Origin of the sequence: Nocardioides sp. CCNWLW239, assembly GCF_037137035.1 — a bacterium.
In the GTDB taxonomy this organism is placed as follows: Bacteria; Actinomycetota; Actinomycetes; order Propionibacteriales; family Nocardioidaceae; genus Nocardioides.
Map to the genome: position 1 here is coordinate 52,668 of NZ_JBBBNW010000002.1, position 18,173 is coordinate 70,840.

An 18,173-nucleotide genomic window follows, 5' to 3' on the forward strand; every position below is an offset into this window, starting at 1 on the left:
GACCCAGCCAGCGGGCGGGTCGATCCAGCCGCAACCCTCACAGCGTGCGCTGCAAACCTCGTCGTAGGGGCCAGGTACGAGGACGACGCGGTCACCGGCCGTGGTCTTCATGCCGCACCGTCCAGCAGGGAAACCGCGGGGCGGGTGTCGATCAGGTCGAGCAGGTCAGCAGGCTCAGGAGCACGGTCGACTCCAGCCCACCATCCACCCGTGGCCTTGGAGGAACGGGCGTAGGACTCGCAGGCGAGCCGGACCGGGCAGCCGTTGCAGGTCTCCCGCATCAGGTCAACCAGGACGGTGGGGGTCTCGACCGCGTCGGTTGTCCAGGGCAGCCCCCGAGCGTCCGGGCGGGTGCACGCAGCGTGATTCATCCAGGCCGGGGTCATCGCGCACCGCCATCGGTCAGGGAGAGCTGCATCCCGGGCAGATCGCCAGGTGCGGCATCCGAGATCGTGACCAGATCCGGGGTCGCCGGGTAGAGCGAGGCGATCCGGCGGATCAGTTCATCGGGCCAGTAGTCAGCGCGGACGCGATCGGTGGAGCCGTCCTCATCGATGATCCAGGCCGTGCCCTGCGCTCCCTTGAGGATGCGGTGTGCCGGGGCGAACGGGGCCATGCCGTCACCCAGGACCATGTTGGTCTCCATCGCAGAGCGCAGCCGCAGCGCGATGGTTTGGGTGAAGAGACCGCGCATGTCGATGACCTCCTTACGGGGGTCCTGCACGAAGGCCACGACGACGACGCCGACCGCGCGACCGATGGAGAGAAGCCGCTTGAGCAGCCGTTCGGCCTCCTTCTTCACGTTCTGATCGGCGTAGGCCGTGAGCGAGGCCAGTTCATCGATGACGAGCAGGTAGAGCGGTTCTCCCGGGCCGGGCTTGTGGTTGCGTGAGACGCCCCGCATTTCCTCGGTGCGTGCATCCGCGATGGAGACGAACTCCTCCAGCATCGCTACGGCCTGCTCGCCCTTGACGGCAATCTTGGTGAACAGCGGGGCGCCCATCGTCAGCTCCATGCCGCCCTTGAGGTCGATCCCGTAAGCCCGCACCGCATCGACCGCGATAGCCGGAGCCAAGGAGCCGACCATGCCCCACAGGAACGAGCCCTTACCGGCCCCGGAAGCACCCACCACGAGGGTGTGGCGCTGCTCGATCTGGAGGTCGAACGGCTTGCCGGACTGGCGACGGCCGAGCCGGACCGATTCGGTCTGCATCCGAGGCTCAGGCATCGCAGCGACCGAAGGTGTGTTGATCAGGTCCCGCATCACGAGCTCGAACATCACCGTCGAGCCGGTGCGGCGCTTTGGCGGGTAGACCCGGTAGGCGTCGGCGGAGTAGGTCGCGGCCAGTTTCGGCGCGAACGCCTCCAGGTCGGCCAGGGCTTGCCCCCGGCGAGTCTTGACCCGCAGCGTCACCGAGTGCGCGGAGGTCTTGACCCTCTTGAGGCGGGGGTCGCGCCACTTCTCGATGGACTCTTCGCCTACGCCCATCTTCTTGACGCGCTTCGTGCGGCGCTTCGACAGACCAGCCTCACGGGCCATGGACTTCCAGGTGATCCGGAATACCAGCCACCACCAGACACGGCGGCCGAGGGAGACCAGCCATCCCAGGGCGGCCAAGGTGGCGGGGCGGGTCGGCTTGATCACGACCAGGACCGCCACCGCCAGGGCGAGGATGCCGCCCACGGCGTAGACGAGAGTTTCATTCATGACGTGCTCCGTTCCGAAGTGTTGGAGACCCGCCAACCGCCACGGCTTCCCTTCCGCGACGACCGGCGGGCGAATGTGGGGTGTGCTCACAGACCCGCCGCCTTGCCGCGACAGATCGAGCACACCGGGGTGGAGAGGTCGGGGTAATCCCACGTCCAGGCAGACCCGGCGTTGGGTTGTCCGCACAGGGTGAGATCGGCGTTGAGCCCGGCGAAGTGCGCAGGGTCGGACCCATCGCCGATCCACACCAGATAGAGACTCACGACGCGACGCTTCGGGTCTCGTCGTATGCCTGTCGGTTCTCGTCGTGCCAGGCCTCCAGGTCGACCAGACGAGCGGCCCAGGTCTCGGCGTCGATCTTCAACGCGTCGAGGACCCGTTCGACCGGAAGACCAGCCAGCCGGACGTACATGTCAGCCCGCTTGGTCACCTTGTGCTGCGCCGACCTCGCGTGCAGCTCCGAGGTCATCAGGTCGACCCACATCTCGGCCTCGTCCTTGACCCGCTGGAGCGCCGGGGCCTCCATCACGCAGCCGCCTTCGAGCTAGCAGCAGCACCACCGGCAGCAGGCTTACGAGCGGGGTTCTCGCCGGGCTTCACCATCGACTCAGCGCGGTAGGACCAGGTGATCCGGGTCCGGTCCTGACCCTCACGGTTCTTGCCGTTCGTGTACTCCACGTACGGAAGCGCGGTGAGCCCGACGAACTCGACAGGGGTCCACGGGAACGGGGTGTCGTTGGCCGGCGGCACCGGCTGGTGCTTGGCCAGGAACTTGACCGTGATCGCGGTGTCCTTCTTCCCCGCCGTGTCGTCAGCATCGAGGACCATGACCTGCCAGATCGGGAGGCCGGTCTCCTTGTCGGTCTGCTGGGGCATCGAACCATCGGCCCGCTTACCGGCCTGGAAGTCGAGGACCGGCTCGACCTCGCCCTTGAGGAACGCTCCCTGCGGGAACACGTCGCCGTGCTGGACTGCGAAACGCTGCTTCATCGCCATTGTTCGTTCTCCTTGGTTCTGCGTAGCGACCTATTCACTACTGCATAACAAAGACTATGCACGAGTGAATAGCATGAGCTCAAGCGGCTCCGCCGAACTTGCTCGAAGGGGACTCAGACGCGGCGGGCGAGTGCCGCGGGAAGGAACGCCACGGCACCAGCTACGAGGACCGCGCAAGCCAGGAAGAGGGCGGCATCGAGGCTCACAGCGGATGCCACTGCTCCCCCGACCACCGCGCCAAGTGCGGCAACTCCGACACCCACAACTCGCGTACCTGCCGTGATCCGACCGAGCAGATGATCGGGGGTCAGGGTCTGACGAGCCGTCCCGCCGACCACGCTGACTACCGTTGACGCCAGGCCGACAACGACCAGGGCAGCGCCCGATGCATACACGTTCTGCGCGGTGACGATCACCAGCCAGGCGATGCCTTGCAGCGCGAGGGCGAGCGAGTACGTCGAGGCTGCCGACAGGACCCGATGCACACGGGGTCCGAGCCAGCCACCCACCGCGCCGCCAACCGCGAGCATCGCGAGCAAGATTCCGAAGCCTTGGTCATGAAGGCCGAGAGTGTCTTGGGCAAAGAGCACCAGGATTGCGAAGGCGATGTTGTAGCCGAAGTTGTACGTCCCTATTCCGAATGTGAGCAAGCGCAGGCCCGGGTGCCGCACGAGGTAGAGAACGCCGTCTCGCACCGCGTGATGGACCGGTTGGGCTCCATCAGGATGTTCAGCGCGGCCGAGCCCCGAGAGGCCGACCAACAGGAGCGCGGAGACGAGGAACGTCACCGAGTTCAGAGCGAAGGGAAGCACCGCAGCCGATGCAAAGAGCGCCGCACCCAGTGGCGGACCAACCAGCGAGCGACCGAAGATATCGAGCGTCCAGAGATGCCCGTTGGCCTTGGCAAGTGCCGCAGGCTCACGGGTCGCGAGAACCGGGATCGCGGCCTGTGCGGCCGGATCGAAGAAGCAGCTGGCGCACGCGATCGTGAAGACAACGGCAATCAGGCCCCAGATCGGGAGCCATTCTACGAGGACACCCACCGCGACGAGCGCCAGGAGAACCACGCGCACCAGGTCCGCGATGATCATCGTCTGCCGCCGTGGCCACCGATCGACCAGAGCGCCGGCCGGGAGACCGACGACGAGCCATGCAGCGTATGACGCCGCCGCGACGAGCGACACGAGAAGGGGGTCCCGAGTGAGAGAGGCGGCGAGCAGTGGCACGGCCGCCGTCGCTGCCCCCTGCCCGATCATGGAGACGCCAGTGGAGGCCAGCAGACGCCGTAGCCCGCGCGGGCTGGTTCCTGGCTGTCTGACCTCCACTGGTGCGCTCACTTGCTCAGTGCCTCCATCGTGAACTCACCGTTTCCGACGCCCAGCAAGAACGCCTCCCACTCCTTGCGATTGAACTCCAGGACAGGGCCAGCGCCGTTCGCCTTGGTGTCGCGTACGCCGACGATGCCGTCGACCTCGGCCACCTCGACGCACGCGCCCGAGTCGCTGCCGGTGCTCTTCCGCCAACGCGCGTTCTGCCACTTGTCATTCATCGAGCACTCCTCATCCCTTTGTGCCTCGCAGGTTGCGAAGCGTGGTCTCCAGATACTGCCGAGACGCCTCGACATCGAGGGCGTCTTTCTGCAACCGCTCGAAGGTTGAGGCGTACGCCGACACGTCGACCTCATCAGAGAGGTACGTGTCCGCCGTCAACGATTCGAGCATCACCACCGACGGCCTGTCATCGGTGAAGTCGTAGATGAGAAACCCGGCAACGGCGAACGCTGCCGCCTCGCCGCCAGGCGGGAGAATCCTCAGGTCCACCCGTTCAGGGTCAACGGCGGACAGGTGCTGCAGTTGCTCCGCCATGACGGCGGGCTCACCCGGCCAACGCATCAGTGCGCGGGCATCAAGCACCACTTCGTAGCGTGCTGATCCCTCGGAGATGAACGCATCTTGACGAGCAACACGACGCGTCGCGATGGCGTCACTGTCAGCGAGACCGAGGGCATCGGCCACACCGCGCGCATACCTTCGGGTCTGAAGGAGGCCAGGGACCATCAGGCCTTGGTGCTGGCGTAGTCGGGTGACGCGTTGCTCGATGGCGCGCAGCTCACCGTGACGACGGCGAGCCCCTCCAGCACGCACTACCCAGGCCCCGGCCAGTCCTTCCCGTCGCGCCACGGTCGCTAGAAGTTCCGCCCTGACCTCTTCAGGAGCACCGTAGTAGTCGAGCATCGTCGCGATCTCTTCGAGCGAGGCGGCAAAGCGACCAGTCTCCACCCTGGACACCTTCGGCTGAGACCACCCGAGCTCGCGTGCCACCGCAGAGCCCGAGAGCCCGGCGTCCTCGCGATAACGGCGGAGTTCGCCGCCGATCCGTACGAGCGCTGCGTCTGTCACCCTCACTCCTTCATTCATTCCTGCATAACGAGCGTAGACCCTCAGGAGCGATCCGCGACAGCCCGCGCGCCGATCGGTTCGCGTGCTATGCCGAACCGTGTGTCCCGTCAAGAGATGTGCGCCATTCGTCCGTCAGTTGATGTGCCACACCAACTGCACTCTCCTGCCGAATTGAGCGCGGTTCCGCTCGCACTGCGAGAGGATCAGTGTGTGCCCGGAACCGGAGAGTGGATAGCGGAAGGCAGGTTCTTCGACGTCACGATCTTCAGTGACGTCGCTGCGCGGGACGGACTCGGTTGGGAGTTGGCTGACGTCGCCCCGACTCAAGGACGGGGGCAGGTCTTCGAAGTGTTCAGAGAGGACTCCGGCGAGGTTCCGACGGTCAGCGCCAGCTCCTTTGAGCCGGTTCCGGTCAGTCTCATCGAGCGCTTCGTCAAGGCTGCGGTCCTCGATCTGCTCGAGGGCGTCGTGCTGGACGACGGGACTGATTGGCTCCCGACTAACGTCGCCGCCTTCCTCTCGCTTTCGGGGCGCCGGGTGTCGCGATGGTCGGGCCCTGAATGGCCCCTGTCCGAACGAGCCGACGGTACCGCTGACTTGTATGCCGAGGAGGCGGCGGCCGCTGTGCCGTTTGCATGGCTGGCATTGGCCCTCGACGTCGGTGAAGCAGAGGTCGGTGTTTACCAAGACGACGCGTACTTTGGGCTGCATATTGCTCAAGCATCGAAGGGGGTCTTGTCTGACTACGACCCCGCCTATTTCAGGATTCACGAGCGCGCCGACCTACCGACCGGCCTCATCGAATCAGTGACTGTCACTCTGGATACGACGGTCATGGATGACCCAGGCACAGACGCCGTGGTTGCCGAGGTGTTCCTCACGGTCGATGGCCAGCTGGTTCCGCTGCTCGCTGGCGAGGCGTACGGGCCTGATGAGTGGCACCGCCTAGACGAATCGGTTGTGGTTCTGCGGGATCTGGCGGCGCTTGACCGGATCAACTGGTTGCCCGCGAGGCCACGAGCTCCAGAGCTATTCCGGGCGAAGGGAAGCGGCTGAACTCGGGCACGCCCTGTGCACCCTCAACTGCCGCTTTGAGAGCGATCTAGGCGTCGCAGATCAGCTGATGGACGCGTGTCGCACATCTATCGACGGAGCACACCTGTCGAGCGGGAGTCCCGTGAGAACTTTCTCTACTGGCTCAAGGCGGCCTCCGGCCGCGAGCGCGGCCTCCGGGGGCGTGCGGCCTGGCGGCCGGTCCCCCTACGCGCCGCGCAAATGAAGAAGAGCGCCCAGTCCGTAGACCAAGCGCTCACTCTCCAGACGACCCAGCTCGCGATGCCGGATCAGCCATACCCGCCGTCTCGAGCCCTACCGACCGCTAACCTCCTCGGTCATGTACAACCCACTCGTCGACCTCATGTCCGACCCCCTCGGCCTGGCCGGCGTCGTCGCCCTCGGGTTCGCCCTCCTGTACGTCGGCACCCGCTACGACCGTCTCCGCGACAACGGACGCAAGTTCATCGAACGGCGCAAACAGCGGAAGTCCTAGCGTCGTCGTCAACACGAACCAGCCCGCTCCAGGACCTCGGCCGATGACGAGGGGGAGGTAGGCGCTGCTGCCGGAAGGGACACTCCCCGCGACGCCTCTATGTTTGATGGTGTTGGGCAGCGTGGGGGCAAGCCCCCAGACCCCCGCCAAGGGGGCCAGATGCCGGACAGGGTTGCGCTCCGCCCCCGCGATGCAGACCAGCGCACGGGCAGGGACGAAATGCGTAAGGAATTGCGTAAGGAGTGCCCCGCAGCACCCCACGATCAACCACAAAGAACCGGACCAACTCATACTCGCTCCCCCGCTCAACGTCTGCTCGTACACGGCGACTCGGATTTATCAGCGGGTTGTAGGTTCAAGTCCTACATGGCGTACCAAACAAGGCTCCCGACCAGCACAAACGGTCGGGAGTTTCTTGCATTTCGGCTGCTTTCGGCGCCGAGCCGAGGAATCGGTGAGGTCGCATTCCCGCCAGCAGCGCGATCCGCGCTTCCCTACGGTCGATCAGGTGTCCACAGATACCGCTTCCCTGACTCCCACCCGTACCGCGCTGAGTGCCCCCGCCGTCCTGTTCATGTCGGTTGCTGCTGCTCTCGGAACCTCGACCATCTACCCGATGCAACCCGCGATCGCGGATGTTGCGAGGTCGTTGGACACGCAGATCCCGGCGATCGGGATCGCCCTCGCGTTCGGACCGGTCGGCTACCTGATCGGGCTGGGACTGCTCGTGCCGCTCGTCGACCGGTTCAGCCCGGCACGGGTGCTGGCCGTTCAGTTCGGGGTGCTCGCGTGTGCGCTGGGGGCGAGCGCGGTCGTACCCGGCGCGATGCTGCTGGGGGCAGCGGTCGGCCTGGTCGGAGCGTGCTCAGCGGTCGGCGCCAGTCTGAGCTCCGTCACCGGCCGCTTGGCGCCTCCTCAGCAGCGAGGGGCGGCGCTGGGGTTGGTGACCGCCGGGATCTCAGCCGGGGTGCTTGCCGGCCGGACGGTGGGCGGATGGCTTGCGGACGAGATCGGCTGGCGCGAGATGCTGCTGACATTCGCGGCCGCCTGCGGCGTGGTCGCAGTGTGCTGTCTGCTGGCTCTCCCGTCCACGCGCGGGACGGCGGAGCGGGGTTATCTCGCCACGTTGCGATCGCTGCCTGGCCTGTTCGTACGTCACCCGGCGCTTCGCCTCGCATCCGTGTGCGGCTCACTGTGGTTCTTCGCGTTCTGCGTCGTGTGGGCAGGGATCGCGGTCGCGCTCTCGGAGCCGCCCTTCTCATTCTCGGCTGAGCGCATCGGCTTGTACTCGCTGGCCGGCCTCTCGGGCATCCTTGCCACCCAGGCCGCCGGGCACGCCACGGACCGTGTCGGCGCCCGCCCGGTGATCCTTGTCGGTCTTGCCCTGGCAGGTTCGGCCGCGGTCACGTTGGGCTTCAGTCTCGAGAACGTGGCCGTGGCGCTGATCTGCCTGGCGATCTTCGATGCCGGGCTGTTCGCGGCACAGGTGGCCAACCAGAGCACCGTCCTGGCGATCGACCCGTCGGCACCGGCGCGCTTCAACAGTGCGTACATGCTGGTCTACTTCGTGGGCGGCAGCCTGGGGACTGCCGCCGGGGCCGCGACGGTGGAATGGTTCGGCTGGCTGAGTACGGCCGCGATCGCCGCAGCCGCCATCGGGGTCGCCGCGACGCTCACCATGCTCCTACGCCGGGGATAGCCCCGCCGGCCTGTCGGCGCTGGGTGCTGGGCGCCGCAGACTAGACCGCGACCCCGAGTCGATGCTCGAGGCCGCGGCACCGATAGCACACATTCGTGGTGTCATCCTGCACGCTCGTCCGCCCCGTAGGCCCGGAAGATCATGTCCCGAAGTCACCCTGACTTTGTCCCATCGGTGCGCACCACGGTAACCACCAGGAGCCAGGTATGCACCCGACGGCGAAATCTTTCGCGCGGAAGGCCGACGCCTTCAGCCCACCGACACCCCGACGCCCCTCAGCACGAACTCCTCGATCCGTTCGGCGGGGAGATGGCGGGTGCCGAGGGCGGAGTGGACCAGAGCCAGGGTGGCATCGATGTCGGTGACGACGAAAACTCCCTGGTCGGCGCCCTGTTCGAGGATCTCGGCGAGGACCTGCTCGACAGCGACGACGTGCTCCCGGATCTCCCGGCGGGACTCCTCGGGGAGCGCGCCGTATACCTGAGGCCCGAAGCCCATGTGGAACTTCTCGCCCCGGGCGAGATGGTTCCGTACGTAGATCCGCAGCCGCTCCGCCGGCTGGTCGCTCGCAGCGAGCTGGGCCCGCAGGGACGCCACGTAGGCAGCGGTCTCGTGGGTCGCGAACGCGACCATCACCGCGTCGCGGTCCTTGAAGTGGTGGTAGATCGCGGTGCGGCCGATGTCGGCGCGCTGCGCGAGCCTCGACATGGTGATGGCGTCATAGCTGCCTTCGGCCATCAGCTCCGCGAACGCCGCGTAGATCCGCTCGCGGACCAGCCTGCGGTGCTCGGCGACGTTCTCGGCAGCGATACGGGGCACGAGGGACTCTCAGATCAACGGCGATAGAGGTCGAGGCGAGCTCCGAGCTCCTCGAAGAGGGCCTGGTTGAGACCGAAGGCGACCTGGACCTCCTCGACGATACGGGTCTTCTCCGCGAGATCGAGGTCCAGCGCGTCGAGGCGGGCGCGGTAGCCGTCCTTGTAGGGCTTCGGCTTGGGGATCTCGGTGAACTCGTAGAACGCCACCCCCTCGCCCTCGAGGTCGAAGTATCGCTCGAGCAGCCGGCCGATCGCCTGGCCGCCGGAGAGATCCCCGAGGTAGCGGGTGTAGTGGTGGGCGGCGTAGAGGCCGCCCCAGGCTCGGGTGGCCTCGATCCGAGCGACGTACGCATCGGCGGCCGCCGACTCCACGGCATCGCCGTCGACGTCCGGCGCCCACACGTCCAGGTCGGCGTCGATCGCGGCCAGACGGTCCAGGGCCACGTCGTGGACGGCGGCGGCGACGGGGTCCGTGGCAGCCAGGTCATGACCCACGGTCTCGAGCGCGAGATAGACCCTGCGCAGGCGCAGCAGATAGTCGGCGTAACCCTGCTCGTTGACCCGCCCGGCCAGCAGCTCCTCCATGAAGGACGAGCTCTCGGCTGCGGTGTGCTGGACCCGCGACCCCTCGCGCATCAGCGCGGAGAGCGGACCGCCGGAGGTCTCGTCGACGAGAAGGGCAGACATGGGGGCGCTCCAGTGAGGTCGGCAGCAGGCGGGCGTTGTTCCAAGCCAGGATACTGACACGTTGTCAGGAAGCGTTCAACCCTGAAGTTAGGTCAACCTAACCACGACATCACGATTGAGGCCGAGTTTTTGCCAACAGGCGCCGTGGACACAATCCGGGCACAGGTTTCACACGTCAGACCCATAGCCAGGACGTCGTCGGGGACCTTCGCCATTTTCGCGCGGAGATCGACGTCGGACACGACCTGTTACCGGCGAAGTTACGGGCCGATTGTGTGACCTCGGGCATGAAGTCGGTGCTAGGCGAGGGCGAATCGACGTGGCTAGACTCCCCGCTTCGTCACGGCGAGTCACAGCAACCGGGGGGCTGCAGAGGCTGACTTCTACTCGTCGTGCCCTGTCATCGACAGATATCAACACCATTGGAGAAGTCACTTGCGCTCCCCATTCTCGGTCCGCGGAGCCGCCCTTGTTGCGGCGACCGCGATGATCGGTCTCACCGTGACCGCGGCCCCGGCGACTGCGTCGGCGGAGAAGCCCCAGGCCAAGGCATCCTCGGTCGCGCTGACCGTCAACGTGTCCGACAAGGTCAAGGTGGACACCGGTCGCTACACCGCCACCTACAACGGCAAGAAGACCGTCAACTCCGGCACCAACAAGCCGGCCCTGCCGCTGCTCAAGAGCGACCAGAAGCTGCTCTCGGTCGGCGTCTTCGCCCAGGACGCGGCAGCTGCCCTCCGGAAGGGCACTGCCTACTCCGGCGCCTGCTCGGCCCTCGCCGGCAAGGGCGCGACCCTGGTCGCGATCGGCGACGGCTCCAGCTGCGTCAAGCCTGGCGAGGCCGTCACGGTGAACCTCGCCGAGCTCGACCTCCAGAAGCTGGGCGCGACCACCGACTACCTGCTCACCGACCAGAGCAAGTCGGTCCACGTGAAGCTCGGACCGGTCAACGACCTGGTCCAGGCCATCGTCTCCGGCGTGCTCACGAAGGTCGGTGGCCTCTCGGTCGGCGTCGACCTCGACGCCGCGGAGAGCACCTGCATGGCGCAGGGCACCACGTTCGACGGCAAGACCCAGCTCAAGAACGCCGCCGTCACCGTGAACGTCCCCGGCAAGGGCGACATCAAGGTAGCCGACCTGCCGACCAACCCGAAGAAGAACACCACCGTCGTCCCCGACCTCTCCCCGGTCACCGACGCCGTTCTCGGTCGCGTCGACACGCTGCTCCAGTCGGGCCTGAAGAGCAAGATCGCGCCGGGCGTCCTGGACGTCTCCATCCGCGTCGACCTCATCGAGCACATCAAGGAGCAGCTCGCCGTGCTTCTCAAGGGTCTCGAGACCGATCTGGTCAAGCTCACCCTGAACAAGCAGACTCTGAACAAGCAGGCCGGGACCGCGAAGTCGCTCGAGGTGTCCGCCCTGGACATCAAGGTCCTCGACGCCGTGAAGAAGGTCGGCGCCCCGACCGCTGCCGACGTCGCCATCGGCACCAGCACCTGCGGCACCAACGGCCTCACCGTCTCCGAGGAGAAGGCCGCGGCCAGCGGTGACAAGAAGAACGTCGACGTGGTGGTCTCCGGCGACAAGTCCGATCCGGACACCAGCATCCAGGCGAAGCCCGACAACGCCGCGGCCAACGCTGAGCTGAACCTGCTCTCGTCCCCGGCCGCCAAGGGCGGGTTCGCCGCCGGCGCGCTCGCGCTGCTCGTCGCCGCCGCTGCCGCCACCCGGTGGTTCCTGCTGCGCCGCGCACAGGCCTGATCCGCTGATCAGGACTCACCTCTAGGAACGTTCTAGAACCTGCAGCACCCGGGGTCCCGGGCCGAGGCTCCACGCCTCGGTCCGGGATCCTTCTCGTCGGGACGACGAACCCCGGACGTCCCGGCGGCGCGCCTGCGTGCCGGCCGCTGAGGGATCCGACAAGGTTGAGCCGCCCCCGATGCTCCCCAGAGCTCTTCCCCCATCTCTCTGGAGTCCCCCCATGCTGCGCCCGCTGGCGACCCTGCTCGCCGCCGTACTCCTCTGCGCCGGCTGCGCCGAGATCCCCGAGCCCGACACCGCCGCCCAGGCCGGATACGGCGCCGACCACGGTGAAGAGGTCAGCCTCCCACTGACCGAGGCAGTCGACCGGCTGCCGGTCGCCGAGGAGGTCACCTCCGGTTACGACCGGGAGAAGTTCAACCACTGGGTCGACGCCGACGGCGACTGCCAGGACGCTCGCGACGAGGTGCTTTTCGAGGAAGCGAAGAAGAAGGTGCGCGGCCGCTGCGAGGCGACCCGGGGCGAGTGGTTCTCCGCCTATGACGATGTCACCCTCAAGCGCCCCGGCGGCCTCGACATCGACCACATGGTCCCGCTCAAGGAGGCCTGGGAGTCCGGCGCCGACGCATGGAGCGACGAGGAGCGGGAGGCGTACGCCAACGACCTCGGTGATCCCCGTGCCCTCATCGCCGTCACCGCCGCGACCAACCGCAGCAAAGCAGACCAGGACCCGGCGGACTGGATGCCCGACGCGACGAGCTACCACTGCACGTACGTCGCCGACTGGGTCGCCGTGAAGATCCGGTGGAGTCTCGTCGCCGACCGTGCGGAGAAGGCCGCGCTCGAAGGCGTCGCCTCCGGTTGCGGCGACCCCGAGGTCACCGTGCGGCTGGCCGAGGTGAACCCGCCCGCTGGCGGCGAGCCCAGCAGTGAGCCGAGCAGCGAGGACCCGCGTTTCGACACCTGCGCCAAGGCCGTCTCGGAGGGGTACGGGCCGTACCGAAAGGGTCGTGACCTGGAGTACGCCTGGTATCGCGACGGCGACAAAGACGGAACTGTCTGCGACAGTTGACCCAGATACTGGGATTCCGCAGGTCAAGGCATACCCCAGGCCGTAACGTGCGGGGTCACTCGTCCGTTGAGTGTGACGAAGGTCAAAGGGAGGGGAGATTTACGTGCGCACACATCTCATTGCGCGAGGGACCGCGGTGGCAGCCGCGGCCGCCATGGTCGCCTTGTCGGCCGCACCCGCGAGCGCCGCCACGGTGTCGCAGGCGTCCGCAACTGCGCTGAGCTTCACGCCGGCCGGCAGCGCGGCGACCGACTCAGGCACTTACCGCGTCACCAACGACGGCTCCACCGAGTCCTCCGAGGGCACCAACGAGCCAGTCGTCAACCTGCTCGCAGGCCAGGACGCGATCCACGTGGGCACGTTGGCCCAGGACGCGGTCGCCAACCGCAACGCCACCTCAGCGGCATGTGCCGGCGTCGCCGGCGATGGCGCGACGCTGGTCGCCGCCGGTTCGGGCGACTGCCTCAGCGGCGGCGACAACATCAAGCTCGACGCGGCCAGCCTCGACTTCAGCAACCTGCGGGTGATCCAGTCCGATCTCTTCCAGGGCATGGACGTCAAGGTCCAGGAAGCGCTGAAGCCGTTCCAGACACAGATCACCACTGCGCTGGACCAGCTCCTCGCCCCCGTGGTCGAGGGCTTGGACGGCGCTGGTCTCTACGTAGACCTCGGCGCCGTGCAGAGCCACTGCACCGCCGACGACGACACCGCGCGAGGCGACAGCACCATCGCCAGCTCGTCCGTCTACGTGGTCCTGCCCGGCGGCAAGCGCGAGACCATCGTCGACCTCCCGGTCGACCCCGCGGTGAACCAGAAGGTCGTCACCGATCTCTCCGGCGTGGTCGACGTCGTCATCAAGGGCCTGCGCACGCAGCTGGCCAACGGTCTCGGCGGTGCGCTCCAGCCCATCGATCCCGTCGTCGTCGAGCTGCAGAAGCAGGTGCTCAACACGCTGCTGACCTCGATCGAGGGTCAGCTCGCGCCGTTGGAGGACAACCTCCTCGACATCACCCTGAACGCTCAGGAGACCTCTCCCGGCGCGATCACCGTGACCGCACTCGACGCGAAGATCCTGCCTGCGGCCGAGTCGTTCGTCGGGGGCCCGCTGACTCACCTCACCATCGGCACCAGCAGCTGCGGCCCGAACAGCCCGGTCACCAAGACGGTGGCCAACAAGCCGCCCAAGGCAGCCAACCCGCCGGCCTCGGTCCCGACCGTGGTGACCGCCGGCATGGAGAGCTATGACGACGGCAGCGCCGGGCGTATCGCTCTCGTCACGCTGCTGCTCCTCGCGGCCGCGGGCGCCGGCGCGGCGACGTACGTCCGCATGCTGCGCCGTGGCTGAATCCCCTCAGACCCACTCGCCGTCGCGGATCACCGCGGCGGCGGGTGGCCTGTGGACGGCACTGGTCGTCCTCGCAGTCGCGCTCGTCGCGGCAGGGCTGCTCTGGCCGAGCGGGAGCGCCGCGGTGGAGGTGCCTCCCGGCGCCCCGCAGCGCCTGGAGCTGCCCGGGCTGAAGACGAAGGCCAGGGTCGTCCCGATCCGGCTCGACGGCGAGGTGCTCGACCCGCCGCGCAACCCGCGTGAGATCGGCTGGTGGGTCGGCAGCGCCAAGCCGGGCTCGGCGCAGGGTCAGACCGTGGTCACCGGCCACACCGTGCACACCGGCGGCGGCAGCCTCAACAAGCTCGATCACATCGAGAAGGGGCAGGAGGTCGACATCGTCACCAAGGACGGGACCTTCCAGCACCAGGTCGACTCCGTCGAGGTGCTCAGCCGCAAGGAGCTCGCCCAGCAGGCTCAGCGCATCTTCGGGCAGGACCACGGCGACGGCAGGCTGGTGGTCATCACCTGCACCGACTGGAACGGGTCGAGCTACGACAGCAACATCGTCGTGTTCGCGCATCGTTTCAACGCGCTGCCCAAGGTCCCGAAGAGCTAGAGATAGAGTCCCGTCGACTCGTCGGCGATCCGCTCCGCTGCGACAGCGTGCACGTCGCGCTCGCGCATCAGCACGTAGACCTCACCAGCGACCTCGACCTCGGGCTTGTCGTCGGCGTCGAAGAGCACCCGGTCACCGATCTCGACCGCACGCGCGTGCGGGCCGACGGCAACCACACGCGACCAGGTGAGTCGCCGGGCCGCCCCCATGGCGGCCGTCGCCGGGATCACGATGCCGCCGGACGAGCGGCGCTCACCGGCGTCGGCCCCGACCTCGACCAGCACCCGGTCATGGAGCATCTTGATGGGGGTCTTGTCGGTCACGTCCTGCTGCCTTGCCGGTGGGGGATGGTCAGTTGACCTTGGTGATCTTACGCAGCGTCGCCATGAGCACGAGCGTGCCCACCACCCCGCCGACGGTCTTGGCGATGTTGCCCATCTTCGGCTCACCGGAGACGGGGTCGACGTAGACCGCCTTGAAGGCCGCCATCTGGCGCTGGGCGATCGTCTTCGGGCTGCCCCGGTAGATCAGCTCATCGATGGTGCCTGCGAGTCGTTCGCGGATCTCTTCGATCTCGGACTCGAGCGAGGAAGTCTGGTCCTTGGACATGCGCAGACCTTAGCAACCGGCGTACGTCCACTGCGTGCTCCACCGCTGCGGTTCGCTCGATCTCTTGGGTAGGTTGTCGACATGACGCGTCTCGAGCCGGGCGATGTGGCCCCTGACTTCACCCTTCCCGACGACACCGGAGCGGAGGTCTCGCTCAGCAGCTTCCGAGGCCGCAAGGTGATCGTCTACTTCTACCCCGCCGCGATGACCCCGGGCTGCACCAAGCAGGCCTGCGACTTCACCGACTCGATCGACTCACTGAAGGCCGCCGGCTACGAGGTCGTCGGCGTCTCGAAGGACAAGCCCGCCAAGCTCGCGAAGTTCCGCGAGCGTGACGGGCTCACCATCACCTTGGCCTCCGACGAGGACCTCTCGGTGCACCAGGCCTATGGCGCATACGGCGAGAAGAAGCTCTACGGCAAGGTCGTCGAGGGCGTGATCCGCTCGACGTTCGTGGTCGACGAGGAAGGCAAGATCGAGGTCGCGCAGTACAACGTCAAGGCGACCGGTCACGTCGCCAAGCTCCGCCGCGACCTCAACCTGGCGGTGTAGTCCTACTGCTGGTCGTCGGGCTTCTGGAAGTCCGGCGGAGGAGGTACGTCCCCCGGGATCTCCTTCGGAGGCTCGACGACCACGGGGCCGGCGCCCCACTTGGCGCCCGTCTCCTTGAGCCACTCGCCCGCGTGGGCAGCGGCCTCGGTAGCGGCAGCGCCGACCTGGAGCAGGCCGGAGATCGCCTGGTTGCGCGGAGTGTCGGCGTCGGGCGCGGACGCCATCTGGGCCCGCTTGGCCTCGATCTGCGCCTTGAACTCGCCGGCCTTCTCGATGGTCTTCTCGCCGCCGGTGACAAGGTGAGGTGCTGACTTCACCTTGGCGTCCTCGACAGCAGGCTTGGCGCCTTCGACGCCCTTCTGGACGCCATCGCGCCAGGTGGACGCGTTGTCCTTGAACGACATGGGTTCATCCCTTCATGGATGGGGTGTTGTTCTTCCATCCTTGAGGGTCGGGTGCCCAAAGTCCATCAGGATCGACCCTGGGACGTCCCGGGTGAGACCCGGATTCTGCGTGCCGAAGGCGGGACTTGAACCCGCACGTCCTAAGACACAGGAACCTAAATCCTGCGCGTCTGCCAATTCCGCCACTTCGGCCGAGCGGCGATCAGTCTAGAGACTGATCGCCGCTCGTGGTTAGCCGCCGGTCAGGCGACGTTGTACTTGTCGCCTTCGGCCTTCTCCGGGAGGGCCCAGAAGATGATCAGCACGATGATGCCGACGCAGGTCAGGTAGAGCAGCTGCCACCAGCCGGAGCGGCCGGTGTCGTGCAGGCGACGAGCGCCGACGGAGAGCTGCGGGACCAGGATGGCGAGCGCGAAGATGCCGCCGATGATGGATCCGGCCGTCGAGTCGGCACCGAGGATCAGGTTGATCGCCATGTTGACGACCACGGCGAACAGCCAAGGCCACCAGAACTCGGACCGGCTGGCGCGGCCCTCGAAGGTGGCGTACTTCTTGAAGAAGCGCACGATGGCGTCGCGGGGCGACGCGCCGCGGAGCGGCTGGCTCAGCGGAAGTTCACCCACGGGACCAGCGCCGTACGGCTGCTGCGGGGGCGGGGGCGGCGAGTAATCAGCCACGTCGGAATTCTCCTCATAGAGATGGGGTTGGATGTGCGAAACCTAGTCGGCACCGGCATCCACGTAAAGGACCGGGGCCCCTAGGGTTGAGCCATGACCACGCTCGTCCTCGCTTCCCAGTCCCCCGCCCGGCTGCAGACGCTGCGCAGCGCAGGCGTGGAGCCGGTCGTGATCGTCTCCGGTGTCGACGAGAGCAAGCTCGACGGGCTGCCTCCGACCGAGCTCGCGCTGGGGTTGGCCGAGCTCAAACGGGACGCGGTCGCCGGGCGTCCGGAGGTCCCTGACGGGGCGCTCGTGCTGGGGTGCGACAGCGTGCTCGAGCTGGACGGGAAACCCCTGGGCAAGCCGCACGACGCCGAGGAGGCGACTCAGCGGTGGCGGGAGATGCGGGGACGCAGCGGCGTACTCGTCTCAGGGCATGCGCTGACAGACACGGCGACGGGTCGGCAGGTGTCGCAGACCGCCGCCACGACTGTGCATTTCGCCGAGGTGAGCGATGAGGAGATCGCTGCGTACGTGGCCACCGGCGAGCCGCTGTACGTCGCCGGTGCGTTCACGATCGACGGGCTCGGCGGAGCGTTCGTGACCGGGATCGAGGGAGACCACCACAACGTGGTCGGGCTGAGCCTGCCGCTGCTGCGTGACCTGCTCAGACGGCTTGGTCACGCGTGGCCGGATCTGTGGAACCGGTGAGCTGCTCACCGCTGTCCGGGACCACCAGGATCGTCCCGCCGTCGGAGGCGGCGCGGAGCGCGGCTGCCTCCTCCTCGACGCTGCCGTAGACCTCCGTGTAGCGGATCGGCCGGCCGAAGACGAACTTCCGGAACAGGAAGAACCGGGCGATCTGCCCCAGGAGCACCCCGACGACGTTGGCCGAGAGATTGTCGGCGATCGCGCTGTCCCAGTCGAGCATGCTGCGGGTGACGTAGAGACAACCGATCGGCAGCAGCATCGTGACCGCGTTGATGATGACGTAGGCGGTGAAACCGCCGTCAGCATGGTCGGAGACCCGGTGGCGGAAGGTCCAGCGCCGGCTCAGCTCGTAGCTGATCAGCATGCCGACGGTGTTGGCGATGACGTAGGCCGGGATCGGCTGCCCGTTCATCGGACCCGCACCCATGAAGAAGCCGTGCACGAGCCCGTTGAACAGCACGAAGGCGACTGCGGTCGCGATTCCGCCGACCATCATGAAGCGGACCACCTCCCCGAGGAGGCGTGTGCGACGCAGCCGTCCCAGCAGCTGTCCCCCGAACACCATGGAGCCACAGTAAACGGTCAATGGTGAGATGGCCCTTGATT

Annotated in this window: 24 protein-coding genes and 1 tRNA gene; 9 read left to right on the forward strand and 16 right to left on the reverse strand. The window is 67.1% G+C overall.

Annotated elements, in window-relative coordinates; genetic code table 11:
- Window positions 1–107 precede the first annotated feature (107 nt).
- The 8 genes from WBG06_RS06240 to WBG06_RS06275 form a co-directional block, all read right to left on the reverse strand.
- Window positions 108–371, reverse strand: a complete 264-nt coding sequence (locus tag WBG06_RS06240; RefSeq protein WP_336735692.1) for a WhiB family transcriptional regulator — start codon at window positions 369–371, stop codon at window positions 108–110.
- A gap of 11 nt (window positions 372–382) precedes the next feature.
- Complete coding sequence (locus WBG06_RS06245; RefSeq protein ID WP_336735693.1) at window positions 383–1,708, reverse strand: FtsK/SpoIIIE domain-containing protein; 1,326 nt, start codon at window positions 1,706–1,708, stop codon at window positions 383–385.
- 86 nt (window positions 1,709–1,794) lie between these two features.
- The gene (locus WBG06_RS06250) at window positions 1,795–1,971 is read right to left on the reverse strand and encodes a hypothetical protein (protein WP_336735694.1); all 177 of its coding nucleotides are present in this window, start codon (window positions 1,969–1,971) and stop codon (window positions 1,795–1,797) included.
- Window positions 1,968–2,237: a hypothetical protein gene (locus WBG06_RS06255; protein WP_336735695.1), complete on the reverse strand. Its 270-nt coding sequence runs from the start codon at window positions 2,235–2,237 to the stop codon at window positions 1,968–1,970. Before WBG06_RS06255 ends, WBG06_RS06250 begins: the two co-directional genes overlap by 4 nt.
- Window positions 2,234–2,704: a plasmid replication, integration and excision activator gene (locus WBG06_RS06260; protein WP_336735696.1), complete on the reverse strand. Its 471-nt coding sequence runs from the start codon at window positions 2,702–2,704 to the stop codon at window positions 2,234–2,236. Before WBG06_RS06260 ends, WBG06_RS06255 begins: the two co-directional genes overlap by 4 nt.
- Before the next feature lie 113 nt (window positions 2,705–2,817).
- Window positions 2,818–4,041 (reverse strand): MFS transporter, encoded by a 1,224-nt coding sequence (locus WBG06_RS06265; protein ID WP_336735697.1) that lies wholly within the window; start codon window positions 4,039–4,041, stop codon window positions 2,818–2,820.
- Entirely contained in the window at window positions 4,038–4,253 is a 216-nt protein-coding gene (locus WBG06_RS06270; RefSeq protein WP_336735698.1) for a DUF397 domain-containing protein, read from the reverse strand. The genes WBG06_RS06265 and WBG06_RS06270 overlap by 4 nt, the downstream gene beginning before the upstream one ends.
- A gap of 10 nt (window positions 4,254–4,263) precedes the next feature.
- Window positions 4,264–5,103, reverse strand: a complete 840-nt coding sequence (locus WBG06_RS06275; protein WP_336735699.1) for a helix-turn-helix domain-containing protein — start codon at window positions 5,101–5,103, stop codon at window positions 4,264–4,266.
- A gap of 210 nt (window positions 5,104–5,313) precedes the next feature.
- Between WBG06_RS06275 and WBG06_RS06280 the strand changes: the two genes are divergently transcribed.
- The 3 genes from WBG06_RS06280 to WBG06_RS06290 all read left to right on the forward strand — a co-directional run bounded on the left by WBG06_RS06280 (window position 5,314) and on the right by WBG06_RS06290 (window position 8,351).
- Window positions 5,314–6,159, forward strand: a complete 846-nt coding sequence (locus WBG06_RS06280; RefSeq protein WP_336735700.1) for a hypothetical protein — start codon at window positions 5,314–5,316, stop codon at window positions 6,157–6,159.
- A gap of 337 nt (window positions 6,160–6,496) precedes the next feature.
- Window positions 6,497–6,652, forward strand: a complete 156-nt coding sequence (locus tag WBG06_RS06285; protein WP_336735701.1) for a hypothetical protein — start codon at window positions 6,497–6,499, stop codon at window positions 6,650–6,652.
- A 508-nt stretch (window positions 6,653–7,160) separates the two neighbouring features.
- On the forward strand, window positions 7,161–8,351 hold the full coding sequence (locus WBG06_RS06290; protein ID WP_336735702.1) for an MFS transporter: 1,191 nt from the start codon (window positions 7,161–7,163) through the stop codon (window positions 8,349–8,351).
- 249 nt (window positions 8,352–8,600) lie between these two features.
- Here the strand turns inward: WBG06_RS06290 and WBG06_RS06295 are convergent, their stop codons facing one another.
- Window positions 8,601–9,170 carry a TetR/AcrR family transcriptional regulator gene (locus tag WBG06_RS06295; protein WP_336735703.1) on the reverse strand — a complete coding sequence of 190 codons (570 nt, stop codon included), beginning with the start codon at window positions 9,168–9,170 and terminating at the stop codon, window positions 8,601–8,603.
- 14 nt (window positions 9,171–9,184) lie between these two features.
- The gene (locus WBG06_RS06300; protein ID WP_336735704.1) at window positions 9,185–9,856 is read right to left on the reverse strand and encodes a biliverdin-producing heme oxygenase; all 672 of its coding nucleotides are present in this window, start codon (window positions 9,854–9,856) and stop codon (window positions 9,185–9,187) included.
- Window positions 9,857–10,291: 435 nt separating this feature from the next.
- Here WBG06_RS06300 and WBG06_RS06305 point away from each other — a divergent pair, with 435 nt between their 5' ends.
- From WBG06_RS06305 to WBG06_RS06320, 4 genes are all read left to right on the forward strand, one after another.
- A complete protein-coding gene (locus tag WBG06_RS06305) occupies window positions 10,292–11,617 on the forward strand; it encodes a hypothetical protein (protein WP_336735705.1) in 1,326 nt (441 codons plus the stop codon).
- Window positions 11,618–11,837: 220 nt separating this feature from the next.
- Window positions 11,838–12,689: a GmrSD restriction endonuclease domain-containing protein gene (locus WBG06_RS06310; protein ID WP_336735706.1), complete on the forward strand. Its 852-nt coding sequence runs from the start codon at window positions 11,838–11,840 to the stop codon at window positions 12,687–12,689.
- A 103-nt stretch (window positions 12,690–12,792) separates the two neighbouring features.
- A complete protein-coding gene (locus WBG06_RS06315; RefSeq protein WP_336735707.1) occupies window positions 12,793–14,034 on the forward strand; it encodes a hypothetical protein in 1,242 nt (413 codons plus the stop codon).
- Window positions 14,027–14,632: a class F sortase gene (locus WBG06_RS06320; protein ID WP_336735708.1), complete on the forward strand. Its 606-nt coding sequence runs from the start codon at window positions 14,027–14,029 to the stop codon at window positions 14,630–14,632. Before WBG06_RS06315 ends, WBG06_RS06320 begins: the two co-directional genes overlap by 8 nt.
- Here WBG06_RS06320 and WBG06_RS06325 read toward each other — a convergent pair.
- Together WBG06_RS06325 and WBG06_RS06330 are read right to left on the reverse strand one after the other, a co-directional pair.
- On the reverse strand, window positions 14,629–14,955 hold the full coding sequence (locus WBG06_RS06325; RefSeq protein WP_442945410.1) for a GroES family chaperonin: 327 nt from the start codon (window positions 14,953–14,955) through the stop codon (window positions 14,629–14,631). The genes WBG06_RS06320 and WBG06_RS06325 overlap by 4 nt on opposite strands.
- 28 nt (window positions 14,956–14,983) lie before the next feature.
- Window positions 14,984–15,241 (reverse strand): DUF3618 domain-containing protein, encoded by a 258-nt coding sequence (locus WBG06_RS06330; RefSeq protein WP_336735710.1) that lies wholly within the window; start codon window positions 15,239–15,241, stop codon window positions 14,984–14,986.
- An 81-nt stretch (window positions 15,242–15,322) separates the two neighbouring features.
- Between WBG06_RS06330 and bcp the strand changes: the two genes are divergently transcribed.
- Complete coding sequence (gene bcp, locus WBG06_RS06335) at window positions 15,323–15,793, forward strand: thioredoxin-dependent thiol peroxidase (RefSeq protein WP_336735711.1); 471 nt, start codon at window positions 15,323–15,325, stop codon at window positions 15,791–15,793.
- A gap of 2 nt (window positions 15,794–15,795) precedes the next feature.
- Here bcp and WBG06_RS06340 read toward each other — a convergent pair whose 3' ends face one another.
- The 3 genes from WBG06_RS06340 to WBG06_RS06350 form a co-directional block, all read right to left on the reverse strand.
- On the reverse strand, window positions 15,796–16,197 hold the full coding sequence (locus WBG06_RS06340) for a hypothetical protein (RefSeq protein WP_336735712.1): 402 nt from the start codon (window positions 16,195–16,197) through the stop codon (window positions 15,796–15,798).
- 110 nt (window positions 16,198–16,307) lie between these two features.
- Window positions 16,308–16,389 (reverse strand) — tRNA-Leu (locus WBG06_RS06345).
- Window positions 16,390–16,439: 50 nt separating this feature from the next.
- The gene (locus WBG06_RS06350; protein ID WP_336735713.1) at window positions 16,440–16,874 is read right to left on the reverse strand and encodes a DUF805 domain-containing protein; all 435 of its coding nucleotides are present in this window, start codon (window positions 16,872–16,874) and stop codon (window positions 16,440–16,442) included.
- Window positions 16,875–16,967: 93 nt separating this feature from the next.
- Here WBG06_RS06350 and WBG06_RS06355 point away from each other — a divergent pair, with 93 nt between their 5' ends.
- Entirely contained in the window at window positions 16,968–17,567 is a 600-nt protein-coding gene (locus tag WBG06_RS06355; protein ID WP_336735715.1) for a Maf family protein, read from the forward strand.
- On the opposite strand, the gene WBG06_RS06360 is transcribed toward WBG06_RS06355, so the two are convergent.
- Complete coding sequence (locus tag WBG06_RS06360; RefSeq protein WP_336735716.1) at window positions 17,524–18,132, reverse strand: GtrA family protein; 609 nt, start codon at window positions 18,130–18,132, stop codon at window positions 17,524–17,526. The genes WBG06_RS06355 and WBG06_RS06360 overlap by 44 nt on opposite strands.
- Window positions 18,133–18,173 lie beyond the last annotated feature (41 nt).

Excerpts from the sequence above, each read along its gene's own strand:
- WBG06_RS06240 (WP_336735692.1), bottom strand. The coding sequence starts at position 371 with ATGAATCACGCTGCGTGCACCCGCCCGGACGCTCGGGGGCTGCCCTGG.
- WBG06_RS06300 (WP_336735704.1), bottom strand. The coding sequence starts at position 9,856 with ATGTCTGCCCTTCTCGTCGACGAGACCTCCGGCGGTCCGCTCTCCGCG.
- WBG06_RS06260 (WP_336735696.1), bottom strand. The coding sequence starts at position 2,704 with ATGGCGATGAAGCAGCGTTTCGCAGTCCAGCACGGCGACGTGTTCCCG.
- WBG06_RS06270 (WP_336735698.1), bottom strand. The coding sequence starts at position 4,253 with ATGAATGACAAGTGGCAGAACGCGCGTTGGCGGAAGAGCACCGGCAGC.
- WBG06_RS06285 (WP_336735701.1), top strand. The coding sequence starts at position 6,497 with ATGTACAACCCACTCGTCGACCTCATGTCCGACCCCCTCGGCCTGGCC.
- WBG06_RS06360 (WP_336735716.1), bottom strand. The coding sequence starts at position 18,132 with ATGGTGTTCGGGGGACAGCTGCTGGGACGGCTGCGTCGCACACGCCTC.
- WBG06_RS06355 (WP_336735715.1), top strand. The coding sequence starts at position 16,968 with ATGACCACGCTCGTCCTCGCTTCCCAGTCCCCCGCCCGGCTGCAGACG.
- WBG06_RS06340 (WP_336735712.1), bottom strand. The coding sequence starts at position 16,197 with ATGTCGTTCAAGGACAACGCGTCCACCTGGCGCGATGGCGTCCAGAAG.
- bcp (WP_336735711.1), top strand. The coding sequence starts at position 15,323 with ATGACGCGTCTCGAGCCGGGCGATGTGGCCCCTGACTTCACCCTTCCC.
- WBG06_RS06310 (WP_336735706.1), top strand. The coding sequence starts at position 11,838 with ATGCTGCGCCCGCTGGCGACCCTGCTCGCCGCCGTACTCCTCTGCGCC.
- WBG06_RS06330 (WP_336735710.1), bottom strand. The coding sequence starts at position 15,241 with ATGTCCAAGGACCAGACTTCCTCGCTCGAGTCCGAGATCGAAGAGATC.
- WBG06_RS06245 (WP_336735693.1), bottom strand. The coding sequence starts at position 1,708 with ATGAATGAAACTCTCGTCTACGCCGTGGGCGGCATCCTCGCCCTGGCG.